At 38.4% G+C, this 20,339-nt stretch carries 18 protein-coding genes; 4 read left to right on the forward strand and 14 right to left on the reverse strand.

All coding sequences use genetic code 11. The features are described from left to right. Positions 1 to 27 precede the first annotated feature (27 nt). The 6 genes from hemH to ACAN53_RS11520 form a co-directional block, all read right to left on the reverse strand. Positions 28 to 960 (reverse strand): ferrochelatase, encoded by a 933-nt coding sequence (gene hemH, locus ACAN53_RS11495; RefSeq protein WP_379970066.1) that lies wholly within the window; start codon positions 958 to 960, stop codon positions 28 to 30. A 27-nt stretch (positions 961 to 987) separates the two neighbouring features. Then, on the reverse strand, positions 988 to 2,034 hold the full coding sequence (gene hemE / locus ACAN53_RS11500; RefSeq protein ID WP_379970068.1) for a uroporphyrinogen decarboxylase: 1,047 nt from the start codon (positions 2,032 to 2,034) through the stop codon (positions 988 to 990). Between the two features lie 200 nt (positions 2,035 to 2,234). Then, a complete protein-coding gene (locus ACAN53_RS11505; protein WP_379970070.1) occupies positions 2,235 to 4,352 on the reverse strand; it encodes a transglycosylase domain-containing protein in 2,118 nt (705 codons plus the stop codon). Between the two features lie 193 nt (positions 4,353 to 4,545). Further along, positions 4,546 to 5,265 (reverse strand): EcsC family protein, encoded by a 720-nt coding sequence (locus tag ACAN53_RS11510; protein WP_379970072.1) that lies wholly within the window; start codon positions 5,263 to 5,265, stop codon positions 4,546 to 4,548. Positions 5,266 to 5,288: 23 nt separating this feature from the next. Continuing rightward, complete coding sequence (locus ACAN53_RS11515; RefSeq protein WP_379970074.1) at positions 5,289 to 6,509, reverse strand: ABC transporter permease; 1,221 nt, start codon at positions 6,507 to 6,509, stop codon at positions 5,289 to 5,291. After that, positions 6,496 to 7,245, reverse strand: coding sequence for an ABC transporter ATP-binding protein (locus ACAN53_RS11520; RefSeq protein WP_379970076.1), 750 nt, complete (start codon positions 7,243 to 7,245; stop codon positions 6,496 to 6,498). The genes ACAN53_RS11515 and ACAN53_RS11520 overlap by 14 nt, the downstream gene beginning before the upstream one ends. Positions 7,246 to 7,874: 629 nt before the next feature. Here ACAN53_RS11520 and ACAN53_RS11525 point away from each other — a divergent pair. The 3 genes from ACAN53_RS11525 (at position 7,875) to ACAN53_RS11535 (ending at position 9,407) form a co-directional block, all read left to right on the forward strand. Continuing rightward, a complete protein-coding gene (locus ACAN53_RS11525; protein ID WP_379970078.1) occupies positions 7,875 to 8,306 on the forward strand; it encodes an HIT family protein in 432 nt (143 codons plus the stop codon). A gap of 39 nt (positions 8,307 to 8,345) precedes the next feature. After that, complete coding sequence (locus tag ACAN53_RS11530) at positions 8,346 to 8,708, forward strand: YtxH domain-containing protein (protein ID WP_379970080.1); 363 nt, start codon at positions 8,346 to 8,348, stop codon at positions 8,706 to 8,708. Between the two features lie 141 nt (positions 8,709 to 8,849). After that, a complete protein-coding gene (locus ACAN53_RS11535; RefSeq protein WP_379970082.1) occupies positions 8,850 to 9,407 on the forward strand; it encodes an HTH-type transcriptional regulator Hpr in 558 nt (185 codons plus the stop codon). A gap of 274 nt (positions 9,408 to 9,681) precedes the next feature. Here ACAN53_RS11535 and ACAN53_RS11540 read toward each other — a convergent pair whose 3' ends face one another. Further along, positions 9,682 to 9,771: a YjcZ family sporulation protein gene (locus ACAN53_RS11540; RefSeq protein WP_379970084.1), complete on the reverse strand. Its 90-nt coding sequence runs from the start codon at positions 9,769 to 9,771 to the stop codon at positions 9,682 to 9,684. A gap of 315 nt (positions 9,772 to 10,086) precedes the next feature. On the opposite strand from ACAN53_RS11540, the gene prsA reads away from it, so the two are divergent. Next, positions 10,087 to 10,971, forward strand: coding sequence for a peptidylprolyl isomerase PrsA (gene prsA, locus ACAN53_RS11545; RefSeq protein ID WP_379970086.1), 885 nt, complete (start codon positions 10,087 to 10,089; stop codon positions 10,969 to 10,971). Between the two features lie 39 nt (positions 10,972 to 11,010). On the opposite strand, the gene ACAN53_RS11550 is transcribed toward prsA, so the two are convergent. From ACAN53_RS11550 to ACAN53_RS11580, 7 genes are all read right to left on the reverse strand, one after another. After that, complete coding sequence (locus ACAN53_RS11550) at positions 11,011 to 12,678, reverse strand: glycerol-3-phosphate dehydrogenase/oxidase (RefSeq protein ID WP_379970318.1); 1,668 nt, start codon at positions 12,676 to 12,678, stop codon at positions 11,011 to 11,013. A 133-nt stretch (positions 12,679 to 12,811) separates the two neighbouring features. Beyond that, on the reverse strand, positions 12,812 to 14,302 hold the full coding sequence (glpK, locus tag ACAN53_RS11555) for a glycerol kinase GlpK (RefSeq protein ID WP_379970088.1): 1,491 nt from the start codon (positions 14,300 to 14,302) through the stop codon (positions 12,812 to 12,814). 49 nt (positions 14,303 to 14,351) lie between these two features. Further along, on the reverse strand, positions 14,352 to 14,906 hold the full coding sequence (locus tag ACAN53_RS11560) for a glycerol-3-phosphate responsive antiterminator (protein WP_379970090.1): 555 nt from the start codon (positions 14,904 to 14,906) through the stop codon (positions 14,352 to 14,354). 105 nt (positions 14,907 to 15,011) lie between these two features. Then, complete coding sequence (locus ACAN53_RS11565) at positions 15,012 to 15,203, reverse strand: sporulation YhaL family protein (protein WP_379970092.1); 192 nt, start codon at positions 15,201 to 15,203, stop codon at positions 15,012 to 15,014. A gap of 72 nt (positions 15,204 to 15,275) precedes the next feature. Next, positions 15,276 to 16,220, reverse strand: a complete 945-nt coding sequence (gene yhaM / locus ACAN53_RS11570; protein ID WP_379970094.1) for a 3'-5' exoribonuclease YhaM — start codon at positions 16,218 to 16,220, stop codon at positions 15,276 to 15,278. 65 nt (positions 16,221 to 16,285) lie between these two features. Continuing rightward, complete coding sequence (locus tag ACAN53_RS11575; protein ID WP_379970096.1) at positions 16,286 to 19,036, reverse strand: ATP-binding protein; 2,751 nt, start codon at positions 19,034 to 19,036, stop codon at positions 16,286 to 16,288. Beyond that, on the reverse strand, positions 19,033 to 20,265 hold the full coding sequence (locus ACAN53_RS11580) for a metallophosphoesterase family protein (protein WP_379970098.1): 1,233 nt from the start codon (positions 20,263 to 20,265) through the stop codon (positions 19,033 to 19,035). The genes ACAN53_RS11575 and ACAN53_RS11580 overlap by 4 nt, the downstream gene beginning before the upstream one ends. Positions 20,266 to 20,339 lie beyond the last annotated feature (74 nt).

The following is a 20,339-nucleotide window of genomic DNA, read 5'->3' on the forward strand; positions in this document are numbered from 1 at the left end:
TGTATTTCCTCCTCTTGCTACATCTATTCAGATAGTATATGTCTTTTTCATAACAACTTGTGCTAAGCAATCAATAAATGCATCCTGTGCATTTGGCATGTCTGGACGATAGTAGCTTGCTCCTACTTTATCCGTAACCGCCTTACATTCAACATCATTGTCGTATAAAACCTCTAAGTGATTGACAATAAACCCTACCGGCGCATATACGAAAGCTTTATAGCCATATTTATTATATAAGTCTAATGTTAAGTCCTGTACATCTGGCCCAATCCAAGGGTCCGGTGTATTTCCCGCACTTTGCCAGCCTATTGCATAGTCCTTAACCCCTGCAGCCTCGCTAATTAGCTCTGCAGTTTCTTTCAACTGATCTGGATAGGGATCACCTGCAGCGATAATTTTTTCTGGTAAACTATGTGCAGATACGATTAAAATGGCTTGTTCCCGTTCTTCCTGTTGCATAGATGCGTAGGTTTCTTTAATCTTGGTCGCCCAGTAACTAATAAATGTAGGCTCTTTATACCAGCTTTCAATACTATGAATAACAGGACCACCAAATTTGGCTGCTTCTTCCTTTGCACGACCGTTATAGGATTTCACACTAAATGTAGAATAGTGAGGGGCTAATACAAGACTAATTGCTTCCTCAATTCCATCTTCATGCATTTGCCGAACGGCATCTTCTATGAATGGTTCAATATGCTTTAGTCCTAAATACATATGAAATTCAATTTCTTCTTGTATTTCATTTAATCTCGCTTCGAGCTTAGTAGCCTGTTCTTCGGTAATTTTTGCAAGAGGAGAGATTCCGCCAATTGCGCGGTAACGTCTTACTAAATCTTCAAACATTTCCGGAGTTGGTTTTCTCCCTCTACGAATATGTGTATAATAGCGTTCGATATCTTCTTCCTTGTATGGCGTTCCGTATGCCATGACAAGCAAACCCATTTTCTTTTTCATGATTCGAATCCCGCCTTCTATTATTCTCTATTGTTTCTGATGGAGCGCCGTATACTCATGAATAAACGATGTTAAACGCTGCAATGTTTCTGGTTTAACCTCAGGAAATACCCCATGCCCAAGATTAAATACATAACCGGGTTGTTTCATCCCTTCATCCAAGATGCTCTTCACGTTTTTCTCAATGACATCCCATGAACAAAGTAAGACAGCAGGATCTAGATTTCCTTGTATTGCTTTCTGGATGCCGCGTGCACGTGCCTGCTCAATCGGCAAACGCCAGTCCAATCCTACAACATCAAGCGGCAATTCATTCCATTCGTTTGCCAAGTGACTTGCTCCCACGCCGAACATAATGAGAGGGACTTTCAAAGGACGAAGCTCAGAAAAAATACGTTGCATGACAGGCTTAATATAGGTGCGATAATCTGCTACATTCAACGCACCTACCCAAGAATCAAAAATTTGAATGGCTTTTGCCCCTGCATTTACTTGAGCTGTAACATAGGTAATCGTCATTGTTGCTAATTTATCCATAAGCGCAAACCACACTTTTTCATCCTCATGCATAAGTGCCTTTGTTTTATTATAATTTCTGGATGGTCCTCCCTCAATCATATAGCTCGCAAGCGTAAACGGAGCACCGGAAAAGCCAATTAACGGAACATCTAGCATTTCACCAGTTAATAATCGTATCGTATCCAGTACATAAGGAATATCTTGTTCTGGATGTATTTCACCTAAAAGCTCTATGTCTTGTAACGAGCGAATGGGATTGCTTATAACAGGACCAATACCAGCTTTAATGTCAACGTCCACTCCGATAGATGGCAGCGGTGTCATAATATCTTTATAGAGTATCGCAGCATCTACACCGTAATTGTCTACCGGTAACTTCGTAACGTATGCACACAATTCGGGCTGATGCGTTATTTCAAATAAGGAGTATTTTTCCTTGATTTTACGGTATTCGGGCTGAGAACGTCCCGCTTGTCTCATATACCATACTGGGACATAATCTGTTTTTTCCCCTTTGCATGCTCTTAATAGCGTGTCGTTGAATTGTCGTACCACAATCCCAATCTCCCCTCAATTACATTTTTTACAAAAATGATAGCGTATTTTAAACCGTATCTTTTCCTACTATACCGTTTTAACAATAAAATTGCACAGCAGAGTGTTTAAGTTCAACAAATCGACACTTTTACGATTGGCGATATCAATATTTCAAATCAGGATAAATTCCCTTACGCATTATACCATATTGCTATTTACTAAGATTTGACTATGTCTGTTTTTTCCCCTTCGCGATTGGTCTGTGGATTAAAGGGCACGATATATAAACTAGGTACAGCAAACACATTTACGTATTTCATTTCATACTCCGATTGTCCAGTAACAGTTGTTAGCAAAGTACTCGTATCTCCTTCCTTCTTATAAATACGGTACTGCACCCGTTTGTCTGCAAGTGGATTCCACTTGATATTTACCGTAAACAACCCAATAGGTGTAAAAGTCAGCTTTGCCTGTGCATTGGTTAACTTTGCTAATCGTATAGGCTCTCCAATGTTTTCTACTCCGTCTGGCATTGTAAATGCTGTTTGTGTCTCAGCATGAGAAGCCGTTAAAATTTTTTTTAATAGTCTCGTTGGATAATCGCTACCCTCGGTTATATAATGAGTATCATCGGTGTGGTCATACCCCATCCATACAGCCCCTACCATATTGGGAGTATATCCAACGAACCATGCATCTCTCGCACCTGTATCACGGTTAGGGAGCGAGGTCGTTCCAGTTTTCCCAGCTAACGCTCCGTTGTAAGTGCCAGATTGAGCTGTTCCATCCTTTACTGTTCCTTCCAGCATACGTGTCATGAACCACGCGGTTTGCTTTGAAAACACATTTGTTTCTGTTTGCAGGGTCTGTCCAATGATGGCCCCTTTTTGATTCATTACTCTTTCAATCACATGGGGCTCAGTCACATTTCCTTCTGCAGAAAAGGCACGATACATTTTTACTAGTTCAAGCGGAGACACACCCTCCTGCAAACCACCTAGTGCCGCACTTAATCCCGTATCCCGAATGTTCACGTTCGCCTTTGCTAAGTAAGATTTCGCTGTATCTATACCGATTTCATTTAAAAGCGAAACAGCAGGGACATTGGCTGAGTCTTTAACTGCATCAAACATCGTAATTTCCTTAGAATAGATATCATTATAATTACGAGGAATGTACCCGTTAAATGACTGCTTTTCATTTGATAACATAGAATAAGGCTGGTATTTCTTCGTTTCAAGAGCAGGGGCATAAACAAGAAGCGGCTTAATCACGGAGCCGGGCTGTCTTTTCATATACAATCGATTATAGCCCCTTGGAACATAATGGCGTCCACCAATGGCCGCCTTAATCCCTCCCGTCTTACTATCCATCAGAACAAACGAACCTTCTATATCTGTACTACCACTAGGAAAGTTACGATTGTCCTGAAATAGATTGTAAGCCGTTTTCTGTATGGTTGGATCTAACGTAACGACAAACGTATAACCCCCTCTTAATACTTCTTCATAGGATAGCTTATACGTATCCGCAGCTTCTTGAAATACCATATCAATAAAAGGTAAGAATGCTTGCTCTTCTTTAGAGTTTTGTACATCTAGCGCAAGTGTTTTTCCCTGTTCACGGACTGTTTCTTCCGCACTCAAAAATCCTTGCTTATTCATTAAAGACAAAACCAAATCACGACGTTCCTTGCTCTTATCAGGATGCAAAATAGGAGAGTAGCTAGTAGGTGCCTTCATTAAACCAGCCAATAACGCCCCTTCGGAAACAGATAGATTCTGTACATTTTTATGAAAATAAAATTGAGAAGCGGTTTGAATCCCATACACCCCATGACCAAAATAAACTTGATTCACATACATTTCTAGCAGTTGATTTTTCGTATAACGCTGTTCTAAATTAACTGCGATGATTAGTTCTTTCGTTTTACGAAGCCACGTTTTTTCATTTGTTAAAAATATATTTTTAGCAAGCTGCTGCGTAATCGTGCTCCCGCCTTCTACCTTCGAACCAGCGAGAATGTCCTTATATAATGCACGGAATATGGAAGTGAAATCCACACCATGATGCTCATAAAACCGCGTATCCTCGGCTGCTACAAATGCATGCTGTACATAAAGCGGAATATCATCAATAGAAACGAGTTCCCTATTTTGATCATACATTTTTGTTATTTCATTTCCTTGTTCGTCTACGATGCGTGAGGTAGACTCAAACACCAGCTTTTTATCATCAATAACAAAATTACCCAAAAAGATAATTAATAAATAACCGATAAGTGCAACTACGCAGACGATTGCCGAACTTCCTGCTAGGATAAGTCCCTTTTTCAAGGCAGTAGGTCTCCTTTACCATAAGATGGTTTGTATTAGTATTAGAAGAATATATTCCTTTATGTATAGAATCTCAATCTTTTTTACAACAAAAAAGGAGAGGAATAAAGGAGAAACATATTTATTTCTTACTATAATAAAGCACACTGCCTTTATGGGAGGGAGTTCTTCACACAAAAGGGAGTAGGTTTCCCTACTCCCCTTTTGCATGTAGCCATCGTAATTGATAGCATTTCATTGCGATTTCACCAAGTCGATCCAATAAGTTGTAGTTTGCATATGCTCCTACGGCTGCTCCAATAATTGGTACGAGCTGTAACATTTTTGCTAAGTCAATGTAATCACGGTACTCTTGCTGTAACGTTCGCCAATCTACGTTACGCCCCTTTTCTCTGCATGCTTCCCAGCCTTCTATAATGGTAAAAATATCACGACGATGCTTGTCACTAGAAAATGCTAGCTGAAATACATGAAGAATAAAAAGACGCTCCTCTTCTTTACTCGTATCATGACCGTAAATCGTTGCTACCTCAAATAAAAATTTAATTTTAATCGATACAAGTAGTGGAAAATCTGCAAGGCCTAGTAAGATGCCACCTGCACCGGTACCGGCCCCTTCTACAGCAGCAATTTTCTTATAATCTTCCCGTTTCCGATTGACTCGTTCATCTCGCTGTTGCAATGACAGATGATGCTCCTTTAACGTTGGCTGGATAAAATCAGATCCTACGAGAATTCCTTGAACCATCTTTTTTATACTTTCTGTCAGCACAATATTCACTTTTTCAGGCGTTAGCTGCTGCACTTTTGTTTGTACTTTTTTTGATACGCGGTTCATAAAAGATGAGTTTTTTAGCATTTCTTCTTTCCATTCCATGAGCCGGATACGTATAACTGTTTCATAATCTGTCAACGAGTTCACTTCCCTTGTATTACTTAAGGTAAGAGGATCTTCATTCGCTTGCTACTATATCCGTACGTAAATCCGTAGCTAAAAACCAGATTACAAAGAAGGACGATCGCTGTCATGATCCAATCATGTGTAGCAAAGGCAAACACGATTGAAAACACAACAGACGATAATACGAGTAATCGCATAAGTAATGTTAAAAATGCTCGTTGCTGTACTATGGCTGCTATTGGATATAAACTTACCCAAAGTGTGACGTGATAATGCTTCGCCAAGCTAAGTAACTGGTATGCGATTATATAAATAAATAAAAAGCTTATAAACATCCTTGCGTATAGAAACGGTACATAATAGACAATCACACTACCAAGAATAAGTTGTCTTACAAACATACCGAAATAGCTACCTGATCTTAAAAATGTTCGAATATATAGGAAAGAGTACGTATTTTGTTTTGAAAAGGAAACCGTTTTAGTCATAATATCAAGCCATTTTCTTCTTTTCACTCGTTCCTTTAATTGCGGTACATCCGTAAATAAGTTAGCAATTCGATATAACAATAGCATTTTTTTCTCTTCATCATTGATAAGATACTCCCAATTATATCCTTGTTTCCCTTTTCTACGATATAACGAGAACAAATACACACCCATGCCGAACACTATAACTACCGTGTATATAACAGACACTTTACTTAGAAGGCTAAATGTAAAGGCAAATGATAGTCCGAACCGCATAACGTAATCGATGATCCGGATTCGTTCATCCAATATATACGTTCGTTCCCATACGATAAGTAAATTCCAGCTTGCAACAATTGCCAATAAAACAAGCAATATAACGTATGTAGACATCGCTTCCTTATATTGATGGCTATAAAGCGGAGCTAGCACCAGTCCAACCACTAAAACCAGCAGTAATTGAACGAAATAAGAAAAAGAAAAAGCCATTCTAAAATAGGACTTCATTTTTTCTTCTATTGGAAGTAAAAAAACAATATCGGGTCGCTTAACGAAAGTTTGAACACTTCCATTGGTCACAATGAATGAAAAAATGATGACCATAAGCCAAGTAGTGGGAAAGGAGGGCGACAATGTTTGCAGCCATGCATGATAATAATAAGCTCCAATTCCAATTGCAAATATAAGTACAAACTTAAGATGATCATTGAAAATATATTTCCCGTACGTTCTCATTTCTTTCACAAAAAGTTTAAATCTCTTCTTCCACAATTCAACTGTGTTCATGATTTTCTTCCTTTGTTAGTTCAATATAGAGATCATCAAGCGATGCCCCTGGCATGGAGAATTGTTGCTGCAAGTCTTGCAAGCTCCCCTTTGCCACCACCTGTCCGTGATGCAAAATAATAAATGAATCACAATATTTCTCTGCCGTTGTTAAAATATGTGTACTCATTAAAATGCCAGCTCCGTTTTTTTTCATTCGCCCCATTAGCTCCAGTAAAGATTGAATACCAAGCGGATCTAGACCAAGAAAAGGCTCATCGATAATATAGAGCGATGGCTGCACAAGAAAGGCGCACATAATCATAACCTTTTGCTTCATTCCTTTTGAAAAATGAGAGGGAAACCATTTTAATCGGTTACTCATCCGAAATTCTTCTAGCAACGGTTTTATTCTTTCTTCATATTGCTTTTCCTCAACACCATACGCCATTGCCGTTAGCTGTAAATGTTCCTCCAATGTCAATTCATCATATAAAATCGGGGACTCTGGAATGTACGTAAAGCTACCACGATAAAGAGTTGGATCATCTTGAAATGTTTTCCCATGAATCGTGATGCTCCCTTGTCTTGGTGTCATAAGGCCGATAATGTGTTTAATTGTCGTACTTTTCCCTGCACCATTTAGTCCTATTAGTCCCACAAGCTCGCTAGACTTAACAGAAAATGAAATATCTTGCAGTACAGGTCGTTTTGAATAACCTCCGGTAACGTGTTGCACTTCTAATAATGAATTCATAGTTCCATCCTTTCTTTATGTGGATGATGTATCCTTATCTTACCAAAAAACAGGCCCCTCTACCTAGGATTTCTAACATGCATGAAAAAAATCGGGTGTATATTTCTTTTTGAACTGGTTACATTAATGAAGGAAGAAGGAAGTTGTTGAACAAAAGTCCCAGAAAAGTAATGAAAATGAATGTTTCATTCTTTATCATCGAAATGGGGTGTCCGCTAAGGACTATTTATGGAAAACAACGCATTTTGTTCGAAATGAGGTGTCTCGAGGAGAGTAGATCTGTATTCCACAAGAGTTAGATGCATTCTCTAATAGGACAAAGAAAGAACAAAAAGGAATTCACAGGAAAATAGCATATACTTCAACTACAAATGAGGTGTTTCTAGCAGAGTAGCGAAGAAACAATGCAACCATTTTTCCAGTAAATGAGGTGTCTCCAAAAGGTACACAAGCGATGATTCAACATACCTTCTTCATTAAACAGGAAGCTTTGCTTCCTGTTTTTTATTTATAGCTTGAATAGGAACTTCTGCCCTCCAGAGCTGACCAAGCCGATTCCACTTTTCTTATTTTGTCTGTTGTGTAATTATGGTAAGATACGGGTAAGACAATTAGAAAGGGTGAACGATATGAATCATTCAGAGAAAGATTGTATTTTTTGCAAAATTATTAAGGGAGACATTCCAAGTGCAAAAGTGTATGAGGATGAACATGTGCTCGCTTTTTTAGATATTAGTCAGGTTACAAAAGGTCACACGCTCGTCATTCCGAAAGTACATAAACAAGATGTTTTTGCGTTAACACCGGATGTTTCTGAAAACGTATTCAAAGCTGTACCAAAAATTGCAAATGCCCTTAAAGCACAATACGAGCCAGTTGGTTTAAACGTGCTTAACAATAACGGTGAAAAAGCTGGCCAAAGTGTGTTTCATTTCCATATTCATTTAATTCCAAGATATGAAAACGACAATAGCTTTGGCCTGACATGGAAAACGCATTATGATACCTACACACCTGAAGAACTGAAAAACATGGCGGATTCCATCGCAAGTCATCTTTAAAACCACATTGCTATAGTATGTATATAAGGAGGTAGAATCATGTCAAATTATAAAGCATTTCTTACTGGGCTTCTTTGCGGGGGAGCCGTTGCCGCTGTTACTGTTTTACTTGCAGCACCATCATCAGGAAAGGATTTTCGGTATTCCATAAAGCGGAAAAGCGATGACTTAAAAAATTCTCTAGATGAAATTAAATCAGACTCTATTCAGCTTAAAGATCAAATTATTCAAACAGCTGAAGAAAGTAAAGATGTCTTTATTGAACTTAAAAATGATATTCAAAAAACATTTTCTTCTTGGAAGCAGGAAACAGAGCCAAATAAAGAGAATATTCAAAAAGAAATACTAGAAATTCAACAATCGCTTGATTCCTTGCAGAAAAATATCATACAAAAAAATTAAGTACATGAATAACGGGCCAGAACTGGAAAGTTTTGGCTTATACAAAATTTTTTTACAATTCTTACAAAAGTACTTTATTAATTTTTATTTTACTGGCATAATAGATGCTATAGTAGATAAACAAAAAAAGTAGGTGAGTCAATGAGTAATGGGGAAAAAAACTATTCAGTTAAAGAAGCTCTTATATTCAGCCAACGTATTGCTCAGCTTTCCAAAGCATTATGGAAAAGTGTAGAAAAAGATTGGCAGCAATGGATTAAGCCATATGATCTAAATATAAATGAACATCATATCCTTTCGATTGCGTATCATTTAAAAGGAGCTTCTATTTCTGAAATTGCAAAGTTTGGTGTAATGCATGTGTCTACTGCATTCAACTTTTCAAAAAAGCTAGAAGAACGAGGACTTCTTGTGTTTTCAAAGAAGGAAGATGACAAACGTAATACGTATATTGAAATAACAGAAAAAGGCGAAGAACTAATTCTAAAACTCATGGAAGAATACGTACCGGAGCAAAACTCCATCTTCAATGGTGCACTTGCACTACGTGATTTCTATGGTAAATTTCCAGAAAATATTGAATTAATGGCCATTTTACGAAATATATATGGGCAAGAGTTTATCGACATTTTTGAAAAATCATTAGAGAACATTGAAGAAAATTTTATTGAGAAGGACAAAAAGCTAATAAAGAAATAATCTCTACTCTTTATTATCAAGCTTTCTCTATCCTTCTTATCTTTTTTTGGAAGCGCTCTATTTACATAATTGATTAATGACGTTCCATTCACCAATCTTTCCTTCGATCTCTTCATCTACGAATATTATATCCACCGTAATCCCACATACTAACGATGAAATACATTTCGAAATGAAAGCTTTCTAATGGTAACTCTCCATTATGTACTAGTTAATAAAAGCATCCGGTCAACAATTGCTGACCGGAATAGTTTTTAATCTTTACATTATTGCCTTATAGCCAAGCTGCGCCAACGATAATTAAAAGAATAAACAAAACAACAATTAACGCAAAGCCACCAGAGTATCCGTATCCACCGCTCATTACTGACACCTCCTTTACGCTCTGTACCCTATACTATGCATCGCTTGAAACAAAGGAGTAGGCAATGACCCAGTTAAGTTGATTAATATAAGCATACAACGCTCAATATAGTGAAAAATTCTAGCCTTTCAAGAAAATTATTTATGCACAATTAAAAACATTGTACAAGCTCATAATCCATCCTATTCTTTAACGTACTGTTAAGAATCAGCCATATTTTGGCTTGTCCATATGAAAACATTGGGAAGTATGTTATATTATTTGTTGTACTATTTGAACATACTGATACTAAAAAAATATGTAGGAGTGTTATAAATGAAAAAAGTACTAATTGCGCTAGCAGCTACAAGCGTACTCGCACTTTCTGCCTGCGGTAGCTCTGATGTGGTAGTAAAATCAAATGCAGGAAACGTGACGAAAACTGAGTTTTACGACGCTATGAAACAACAAGCTGGAGCTAGCGTACTAAAACAACTCACAATCCAAAAAGTATTCTCAAAAAATTACAACGTAACCGATAAAGAAATTTCAACTGAATTTGATAAAGCAAAGCAACAATACGGAGATCAATTTGATACCCTTCTAAAACAAAGTGGTATGACGCAAGCTTCGTTCAAAGAGCAAATTCGTGCAAGCCTTGCACTTAAGAAAGCGGTTGGAGCTAGTATTACAGATCAGGAGCTAAAGGATCATTACAAGCCTGAAATTAAAGCAAGCCATATTCTTGTGGCTGATGAAGCAACTGCAAAAAAAGTAAAAGATTTATTAAATCAAGGCCAATCCTTTGAAGATTTAGCAAAACAATATTCAACAGATACAGGTTCAAAAGATAAAGGCGGCGATTTAGGCTACTTTACTTCTGGCAAGATGGTAGCTGAATTTGAAGCTGCTGCTTATAAATTACAAAAGGATCAAGTTAGTGATCCAGTTAAAACACAATATGGTTATCACATCATTAAAGTGACTGACATTAAGCCATTACAACCATTTGATCAAGTAAAAGAAACCATTCGTTCCCAATTAGTTGATACAAAAATGCAAGATACTACATTTATGAACGATTTCGTTGATAAAGAATTTAAGAAAGTAAATGCAACTGTAGAAGATAGCGATTTGAAAGATGCTTTAAATCCAGCACCAGCACAATCGACTGGTCAAACAACTGGTCAAACGACTGGTCAAGCAACAACTGGTCAATAATAGAAATGCAAAAGGGAGTGATTCAATCACTCCCTTTTTTTATGCTCCTGCTGAAATATTCTGTTCATCAATAGGTACAACTGCATCTCGCAATGCCTGTTCTAATTCATCTGTATATTTCTTCTTCACGTCTGGACTCCAATGTAAACGTCTTTCCATATAAGCAATAACACCATCCTTCCATGTATGAACCCAGTTAATTTTGAAGAATAATGCGCCTGTACGACGAATGAAAAAATCAATTGGCTTTGTAACCATTTCATAATCCATGCTATAAATAAGTGGTAAAAATACGTCTAAAGGCATACCCACCTCTTGCTTGCTATATTTTTTTGCCAATTTAAATAAAATATCGGCATTCGATCCATAAAAGCTAGCAAAATAATGTGATTGTTCCCTTGTTAATCCGTAGTCTTTACCTTCCTTTTCTTTTTTCTTTATAAAGGATTCATATCCTCCTTCCATATTACCACCTGATATAGGTAAGTGCTTCGTTTGACATGCAAGGTACGAATCATCCCCTTCTTGTTCTAAAAGGGAAACAACTACATCCATTACCATTTCTGCCATCTTTCGATACCCAGTTAATTTTCCACCAGCAATTGTAAGAAGTCCACTGTCCGATTGCCAGATTTCATCCTTACGAGAAATTTCAGAAGCATTTTTCCCTTCTTCGTAGATAAGTGGGCGAACCCCTGCCCAGCTAGATTCAATGTCCCGCTCAGTGATATTCACGGATGGGAACATGTAATTAATAGCATCGATTACATATTTTCGATCAGCAATCGTCATTTTTGGGTTGGTAGCATCCAAATCATAAAACGTATCGGTAGTGCCTACATATGCTTTTCCATCTCTTGGAATGGCAAACACCATTCTCCCGTCTGGCGTATCAAAATATATAGCTTGTTGTAAAGGGAACCGCTTTTCGTCAATAACAATATGGATTCCTTTTGATAGCTGTAATCGTTTTCCTATTCTTGAATGATCTTTTTCACGTAAGTGATCTACCCATGGTCCTGTTGCATTTATAATTTTTTTTGCATACACTTCGTACGTGTTCTGATCAAGCTGATCCACAACACGTACCCCCACTACTTTTTTCCCTTCATACAGAAGTTCTTCTACCTTTGTATAGTTCACTGCCTTGGCGCCGAGCGCAACTGCTTCCTTCAAGACTTCAATGGTTAACCTAGCATCATCGGTACGGTATTCCACATAATAGCCGCCGCCCTTCAGGTTTTCTTGCTTAATGAGCGGCTCTCGTTTCATAGTTTGCTCCCGATTTAGCATGGAACGACGTTCACCACGTTTTACTCCCGCTAAAAAGTCATAAACTCGAAGACCGAGCGACGTACTAAATTTTCCAAATGTCCCGCCTTTATGAATGGGAAGAAGCATCCACTCTGGTGTTGTAACGTGCGGTCCGTTTTCATATACAATTGCGCGTTCCTTCCCCACCTCAGCCACCATTTTTACTTCATATTGTTTTAAATAACGTAACCCTCCATGAACAAGCTTAGTAGACCGACTGGATGTACCTGCAGCAAAATCCTGCATTTCAAATAAAACCGTTGACATACCTCTTGATGTCGCATCTAAAGCAATTCCTGAACCCGTAATTCCTCCGCCGATTATAATGACATCAACATGACACTGATTTACACTTGTAAGAATTTCTTTTCTTTGCATAGTTGAAAATAGTATGCTCATCCTGTTTCCCCCTTAAAAAAAGAAAAGACCGCAAATAACACTATAAAATATGCTTTCATAGCGCAATGCGGTCTCTCTCATTCTCCTGCCAATTTATTAACTTATGTTTAGTATACTACACCATTTTCTATTTGAAAACTTTCGTTGCTTCAATCGCCTTTTTCCAACCTGAATATAGCTTCGTGCTTTGCACTTTCGGCATAGTGGGTATAAACGACTTGTCAATCTGCCACTGCTGTGCTATTTCCTCTTGACTATCCCAATATCCAACTGCCAGACCAGCTAAATACGCTGCTCCAAGTGCAGTCGTTTCATTTACTACAGGGCGTTCCACTGGTACACCTAGCATATCTCCTTGAAATTGCATAAGAAAATTATTTTTCACTGCTCCGCCGTCTACGCGCAACGCTTTTAAAGCAATTTTAGAATCCGCCTCCATTGCACCAAGCACATCCTTTGTTTGATAAGCCAATGATTCAAGCGTAGCACGTATAAAATGTTCCTTTGTTGTACCGCGTGTAATTCCAAATACTGCACCGCGTACATCACTATCCCAGTACGGTGTACCTAATCCAACAAAAGCTGGAACCACGTACACCCCATCAGTTGAATCTACTCTTTGTGCGTATAATTCACTTTCTTTCGCTTCCTTAATCATGCGCATTCCGTCTCGAAGCCACTGAATTGCTGATCCTGCTATGAAAATACTTCCCTCCAACGCATAGACTACGTCTCCATTCAATCCCCATGCAATCGTTGTTAGCAATCCCCTTTTAGATGCGACTGCCTGTTTGCCTGTGTTCATGAGCATAAAGCAGCCCGTTCCATATGTGTTTTTCGCCATTCCTGCTGTAAAGCAAGCCTGTCCAAATAACGCAGCCTGCTGATCTCCGGCAATACCCGCAATCGGTACTTGCTGTCCAAAGAAATGATAGGTTGCCGTATATCCATAAATTTCTGAAGACGGACGAACAGTCGGGAGCATATTTTTCGGAATCGTCAACATCGCAAGCAATTCCTCATCCCACTTTAAATCGTAAATATTGTACATCATCGTACGAGATGCATTGGAATAATCGGTTACATGCGTCGCTCCGCCTGTTAACTTCCAAGTAATCCACGTATCAATTGTTCCAAATAGCAATTCACCGCGTTCTGCTTTTTCACGTGCTCCCTCTACATGGTCTAATATCCATTTCACCTTTGTTCCAGAGAAATATGCGTCAATGAGTAGACCGGTCTTTTCTCGCACCATCGAAGAATACCCTTGTGATTTTAACTCTTCACAAATGGCTGCCGTTTGACGAGATTGCCAAACAATCGCATTATAGATTGGTTTACCTGTATGCTTATCCCAAATAACGGTCGTTTCTCGCTGATTCGTTATACCAATCCCCTCCACTTGGGAGGGACGAACATCAGCTTCGCTCAAGCAGCTCGCGATAACAGCAAGCACGGATCCCCAAATTTCATTAGCATTATGCTCTACCCAGCCAGGCTTAGGAAAATGTTGTGTAAACTCCTTCTGTGCACTATGGATGATTTCCCCTTGCTTATTAAACAAGATGGCTCGTGAACTCGTAGTTCCTTGATCGAGTGATAACATATAAGTTTTCATGAAAGATACCCCTCTCATCTATGTATTTTCAAACATAAGAGCATATGCGCTAATTTTCTATGTACTCTTTCCATAGCTTCTCGTTTGAGGTGGTTACAGCGGTTGCTCCCGCATCAATTGCCTGCCGGACGTCTTGTAACGAACGAATAAATCCACCTGCTAAAATGGGAATACCCGTATGTTCCTTAACCTCAGTAATAATATCACTAAGCAAGCCAGGAAGTACTTCAATATAATCTGGCTTCGTCTTTTCTAGCAAGGTATAGCTTTTTGTAAGGGAACTAGAATCAATTAAAAAAATGCGCTGTATCGCTACAACTCCTTTTTGCTTTGCCTTTACAATCACATTTGCCTTTGTTGAAAGAATACCATAGGGATGAAATTCTTGGCATACGTATTCAACTCCATAGGAATCACTTTGCAGACCATGAATTAAGTCTAAATGTAAGAAAACTTTCTTCCCATGTTTTTTTGCTAGCGTCATGATACTTTTCAACTGTCCCACATGCAAATCTAGCAAGACTATATATGTATACTTGCTAATTACTAGTTTTTCTAAATCCTTAATATGACGTACAGCTGGCAAAATCTCATGAAATTCCATTGGCCTCTCCTTTTTACACCAAAGTTTTCTTACGTGAATGTAATTTCATTGTATACAAAAAAGACGTACAGAAAAAGAAGCTTTCCTTTTTCTGTACGTAGCCATTTATAGCAAAACGGAATGATCATCCTTTTCATCCATACGTTTTTCTTGTTCCGCACGCATTCTTTCTATATATATTTCGCCTTCTCGTTCAATAAACTCACGGTCAAGATTCTCTTCTTTTTTGGACGTATACAAAGTCATAAATCCACTTATAACAATTCCAATAATTACAACATACACCCATAAAGGCATCTCATTGTTCTCCTTTCATTCGTAGACAAGCTTTATACTACACTGTATGAAAGGAGGGCTAGATGTATACCCTTATTCGTGAAATTTTGGTTTATAGAAGGAGCGATTGTCTAGCGCAAATATACGATCGGAGAATTCGCCTGGTTTCACACGGCTGAGCGCACGATCCATCATGTTCATTTTCGCATCTAGATTATCTATATAATGAAGAATTTCTGCTTCGCGAATCATCGGTGGCTTCGGACTGCCCCATTCCCCTTTACCATGATGGCTTAGAACAATATGTTGTAAAATTACCACTTCTTCGCCTTCAATGGAAAGTTCATCAGCAGCTTTTGATATTTCACTAACCATGATGGAAATATGACCTAATAAATTTCCTTCCACCGTATACGTTGTTGAAATCGGACCGGATAGTTCAATGACTTTACCAAGATCATGTAAAATAACACCTGCATATAACAAGTCTTTATCTAGCGATGGATATAATCCCGCTATCGCTTTCGCTAAATTTAGCATAGACACGACATGATAGGCCAAGCCAGATACGAATTCATGATGATTTTTTGTAGCAGCTGGATATTCCAAGAATCGATCCTGGTATTTCTTCAACAGATGTCTTGTGATTCGTTGAAGCGTTGGATTGCGCATTTCAAACACATATTGGGTAATCATATCTTGCATCGTTTGTTTCGGAATAGGAGCCCGTTCTACAAATTCTGATATTTCCGGTGCTTCTTCTGGCTGAAGTACGCGAATTTGCTTTAGTTTAAGTTGAATGCGTCCTTTATAATTTAAAATATCACCTGCTACCTTTACGATTTTCTCAGGTGCATAGCGCTGTTCATCATCCTTTGAAATGTCCCATACCTTAGCTTCAATTTCTCCACTTTGATCTTGTAGCATAAGTGTTAAAAAGGGTTTTCCATTGCTGGCAATTCCCCGTACCGATGATTTAATGAGCAATAGTATATCTACCTGTTCTCCAACGTCATATTCCATAATCTTCTTTTTCATGTGTAGTCCTCCAAAATGTCCAATTATCAATAGTATATCATACAAAAAACTTCCATATCACAATATCAGACGACATTTCTCTTCTCTTGCAAGCGTATCGTCTCATCCTCTGAAAAATAAGAAAGAAACCCTTCATGACATGTGAAAAATAGAATTTGTCTTGTACTAGAAAGATCTCGCAATAAAGATAAAGTCTGCTTTGTTCGAACCTTGTCAAAGTGCACAAAGCTATCGTCAATAATTAATGGAATATTTCCATCAAACGTATCCGCTAATGCAAATCGCAAACATAAGTATAGTTGTTCTGCCGTTGCTTGGCTCAGCTCATAGGCAGCAAAACGCATCCCATCGTATCTCTCTACAAGAAAAGATTGTTCTTGATTTGGCACAAATAGCTTCACATACTGACCACTTGTTACATGGTTAAAATATTTCTCGGCTCTTTCTAACATGCGTGGTAATTTCACCTGTTGATATCGTTCCTTCGTTTTCATTAGTACATTTTTAGCAGTTGCATAAGCCGCCCATTGCTTCATTTGCTCACGAATAATCGATTTTTTTGCTTCCCATTCATGTAGTAAATCGGAATAGGTGCTTCCTTCTTCCAGTCCTGCAATTTCCGCCTGATACTGAGCTAAATTACGCTGCATCGTTTGCTCTTCCAGAAGCAATGTATCCAGTTGACTACGCTGTTTCTGTAGCAGATCATGATAATCCTCTGTCCATATTCGATGATCCGATATATTAAGTTCCGTTAACCGTTCTTGTAATAACTGTATTTGTGTCGTGAGAAACGATACTTGCTTCAGAGTAGTTTGTTTTTCTTCGTCCTGTTTTCCCCGTGCATAAAATTCCTCTTCGGTATGAGAAGAGGATGCGTTCCAAAGTACATCTCGTTCGTGTTGCAGTATCTTATTGTTATGAAGCAGCTCCTGTTGTTCCTCTTCCCATTCGGTAATTTTTTCAAGAAGCTGCTTGTATTCCACCTTCTGTTGCTGCTCTTTCTTTACAATTTCTCTCATCTGATAGAGACTGTCGCTCGCTCGTTCTTCCTCTATTTGAAAAAAGTTTTGCAGCTCATCTAGCTTATTTTGAAATTGCTGAATTTCTCTTTGTAATGAATTCTTTTTCTGAGAAGCCTTTTCATATTCTCGATATAGATTTTTAATTTTTTCAACTCGCTCCAATATAGTCAGAAGCTGTCTATAAGAAAGAGAATCAGCTAATCCATACTGTCTTTTCCATGTTTTTAAATTTTTCTCTACGCTAAAGGAAGACTGTTCCCACTCTTCATACTGTTTTAGAATTCGTTCATAGTTTTTTTCTGCCTGCTGCAGTTTAAATTCTTCTCGGTCCATGACTTGCCTTAGTTCCATATCCTGAACATTGGAAGGTTTTCGGTAGTATACAAAAAAAGCAACAATAATAAGTAAAAAAACAAGCGTTCCGTACATAATCTGATTCGTAAGAAAGACAACTAGACTACCAGCTAGAATTGCAAGTATAAAATATAGAAAGGGTACATTCTTTTGCTTCACAGATGAAGATCTCTTATTCGAATTCTGCATACGTTCCTTTATACCACGGAGATGCTGCTCTTGCTCGTCTAACTCATCCTTCGCATGCGAAAATCGTTCATCCAATTGCTGCTTTTGTTCCTCTAAGCGCTGCGATTGCTGCAACATACTAGTCAAATTCTCCTTTGCAGCCAAACTTGTATCAAGTTGCAAAAAGAAAGCTTTCTCTTGCAGCAAGCCTATACTACGTTGCAATCCTTCTATTTCTTCCTTCATTTGCTCCATTCTAGTTTCGTTAACCGTTTGTTCTTTCATTGCTTGTTCGTAAGAGAGTTGCTTAAGACGACATTCTTCAATCTGTACTTCCTTTTGCAGGAGCGCCTCGTTAACCGAGCACATCCTTGCTTCTTTCTTTCCTTCTTCTATTTTATCAGCTAATACTTGCAGACGAAGCTGCACTGGTCTCCACTTTGCAAGCAATTGTTCATAGCGCAGCACACCTTGTGCTGGAAATGACGTTTCGGGTATTGTAGCAAGAAAATCCTCATGCTTTTGTTTTTCTAACAATAGCGGTGCAAGGGTAATCATCGTTTCATCGTCTTTTATCAAACGATTTCGTCTTTTCTTTTCCTGTTGCATCTTCTCTACTTGTAGTTCGCCCTCTTTTTTCAATTGCTGCCATTTTTCATACTGTCCAATTTTCTTTTGCCATGCTTGAAAGGAGTCTTTCAATTTATGTAAATCCGACAAACCAACGTTAATAGATGGCTTTCTTCCATTTGGTTTAAACAATGCTTCCATTTCACGATCAAGTTTTTTCTCCATTTGTAGCAGCGTATCCGTTCCAACAGCGCCCGCAGAAAACAGATAGTTTCCGAGCTCTTCCTTTTTCACTTGATGGATGTTTTGAAGTCCATGCATATCAAAACAAAACACCGATTCAAATAAAGAGCTATCCAATCCTTGTAGCAGCTGCTTTAGCTCTTGTTCTCCGCCCATAGAGCCATCTTCAAAATAAACCGTGACCTCTCCGCTTGCTGTTTTAGGAATTCGTTCCACGCGAATGTGTCCATATTGCTCGCTTTGTATCGTAATGGCCCCGCCGTATGCACCGCCTTCTTTCGGTTCATAGCGAAGTTGTCCCCTTGTAGGAAATCCAAATAAAATACTTTTAATAAACGAACGAATTGTCGATTTTCCTGCTTCATTTTCTCCGTACAAAATCGTAACGGAAGAGAGAGACAGCTGTACATCTTGTAACTTTCCGTATCCGTATATATGGAGTTTTTCAAGCTTCACCTTACATCCCCTCTTCCTGCTACTAATTCACGTAACATAATACGTTTTGCTTCTTGTAGTATTTCCTCTTTTTCTTCCTCATTAAATGCATCGATTGCTTTTGCTACCCCGCTTTGCCAAAGTGGTTTTACAATTGACTCCAAGTATGTGCACGATTCTACTTCCTGCAGCAGTTCTCCAATAAAATGACTTTCTTGTTTCATTGCTTCCATCGCATCATTAGAAAGCGTGTGATTGTAACACTTTACTACATAAACAAACTGTCTATCCTCTTGGCTTTGCAAAAGCTGAACGATTTCTTCAAGCTGTTTTGGATCTTGCAAATAAATCGATAGCTCCCCGTATCCAGTAAAAGTTAAAATGACAAGCGTTCCTTCATTTTTTCTACGCATATGCTTAACCATGGAGTAGCATCTCTCTAGCAATTCATCTATGTACTGCAATCCGTCTATGGAAATAGAAGCTTCCTCCCAAATAACATCTGCAGTCGATACAAACGTATAAGAAGCACTAGGCCCAAGGGTAACAAGATAACAGCCTTTCTCCCCTGTTTCTTTACGATGTCTTCCTTGAATGTTTCCAGGATAAATAATAGGCGGCTGCTCATATAGCACATTTCGCTTATGAATATGTCCGAGTGCCCAATAATCAAATTGTTTATCGAGTAATTCCCGCACTAAAAACGGAGCATAGCGACTATGATCGCTCGCTTCCTCCACACTTCCATGAAGCATCCCAATATGAAAGGGAGCTTGCTCGGTCTTTTCATATTGGGATGTCATATTTTCAAGTACTGCCTGTTGTAAATAACTAAAGCCATATATGTATGCAAACAACTGATTATTTTTATAAAAGGGCTTATACTCTACCGTATCTTTTTCAAACACAGTTACATTAGAGGGAAACTCTATTTCTGCAAAGCTTCCACCCAGATGATCATGATTGCCATGAATAATAAAGACGGAAATGTTATGATCATCTAATCTCTGTAATTCATTGCGAAGAAAAAGTTGAGCCCGAATACTTCGCGCATCTGCGTCATACAAATCTCCTGCTAGCAAAACAAAATCGACCTTCTCTTCAATAGCTACTTGTACAATTCGTGAGAAGGAAGAAAACGTACTCTCCTTCATTCTAGCAAAAAGCTCCTGTGGCAATTCCCCTTCCATACCTTTAAACGGACTATCTAAATGTAAATCCGCTGCATGAATAAATCGTAACGGTTCCACCTACACAACTCCTCTACCATTTCGCTGTATCTTATTGTAGCACTTTATTCTAGGAATTTCTTTTTGCACAAAAT

This window comes from Ectobacillus soli, from assembly GCF_042610425.1.
In the GTDB taxonomy this organism is placed as follows: domain Bacteria; phylum Bacillota; class Bacilli; order Bacillales; family Bacillaceae_G; genus Ectobacillus.

Bases quoted from the DNA above. Each gene is read 5' to 3' on its own strand.
- ACAN53_RS11540 (WP_379970084.1), bottom strand. From the start codon at position 9,771: ATGAGCGGTGGATACGGATACTCTGGTGGCTTTGCGTTAATTGTTGTT.
- ACAN53_RS11560 (WP_379970090.1), bottom strand. From the start codon at position 14,906: ATGGAATTTCATGAGATTTTGCCAGCTGTACGTCATATTAAGGATTTA.
- hemH (WP_379970066.1), bottom strand. From the start codon at position 960: ATGAAAAAGAAAATGGGTTTGCTTGTCATGGCATACGGAACGCCATAC.
- yhaM (WP_379970094.1), bottom strand. From the start codon at position 16,220: ATGAAAAAGAAGATTATGGAATATGACGTTGGAGAACAGGTAGATATA.
- ACAN53_RS11565 (WP_379970092.1), bottom strand. From the start codon at position 15,203: ATGCCTTTATGGGTGTATGTTGTAATTATTGGAATTGTTATAAGTGGA.
- ACAN53_RS11515 (WP_379970074.1), bottom strand. From the start codon at position 6,509: ATGAACACAGTTGAATTGTGGAAGAAGAGATTTAAACTTTTTGTGAAA.
- ACAN53_RS11535 (WP_379970082.1), top strand. From the start codon at position 8,850: ATGAGTAATGGGGAAAAAAACTATTCAGTTAAAGAAGCTCTTATATTC.
- ACAN53_RS11530 (WP_379970080.1), top strand. From the start codon at position 8,346: ATGTCAAATTATAAAGCATTTCTTACTGGGCTTCTTTGCGGGGGAGCC.
- ACAN53_RS11520 (WP_379970076.1), bottom strand. From the start codon at position 7,245: ATGAATTCATTATTAGAAGTGCAACACGTTACCGGAGGTTATTCAAAA.
- glpK (WP_379970088.1), bottom strand. From the start codon at position 14,302: ATGAAAACTTATATGTTATCACTCGATCAAGGAACTACGAGTTCACGA.
- ACAN53_RS11525 (WP_379970078.1), top strand. From the start codon at position 7,875: ATGAATCATTCAGAGAAAGATTGTATTTTTTGCAAAATTATTAAGGGA.
- prsA (WP_379970086.1), top strand. From the start codon at position 10,087: ATGAAAAAAGTACTAATTGCGCTAGCAGCTACAAGCGTACTCGCACTT.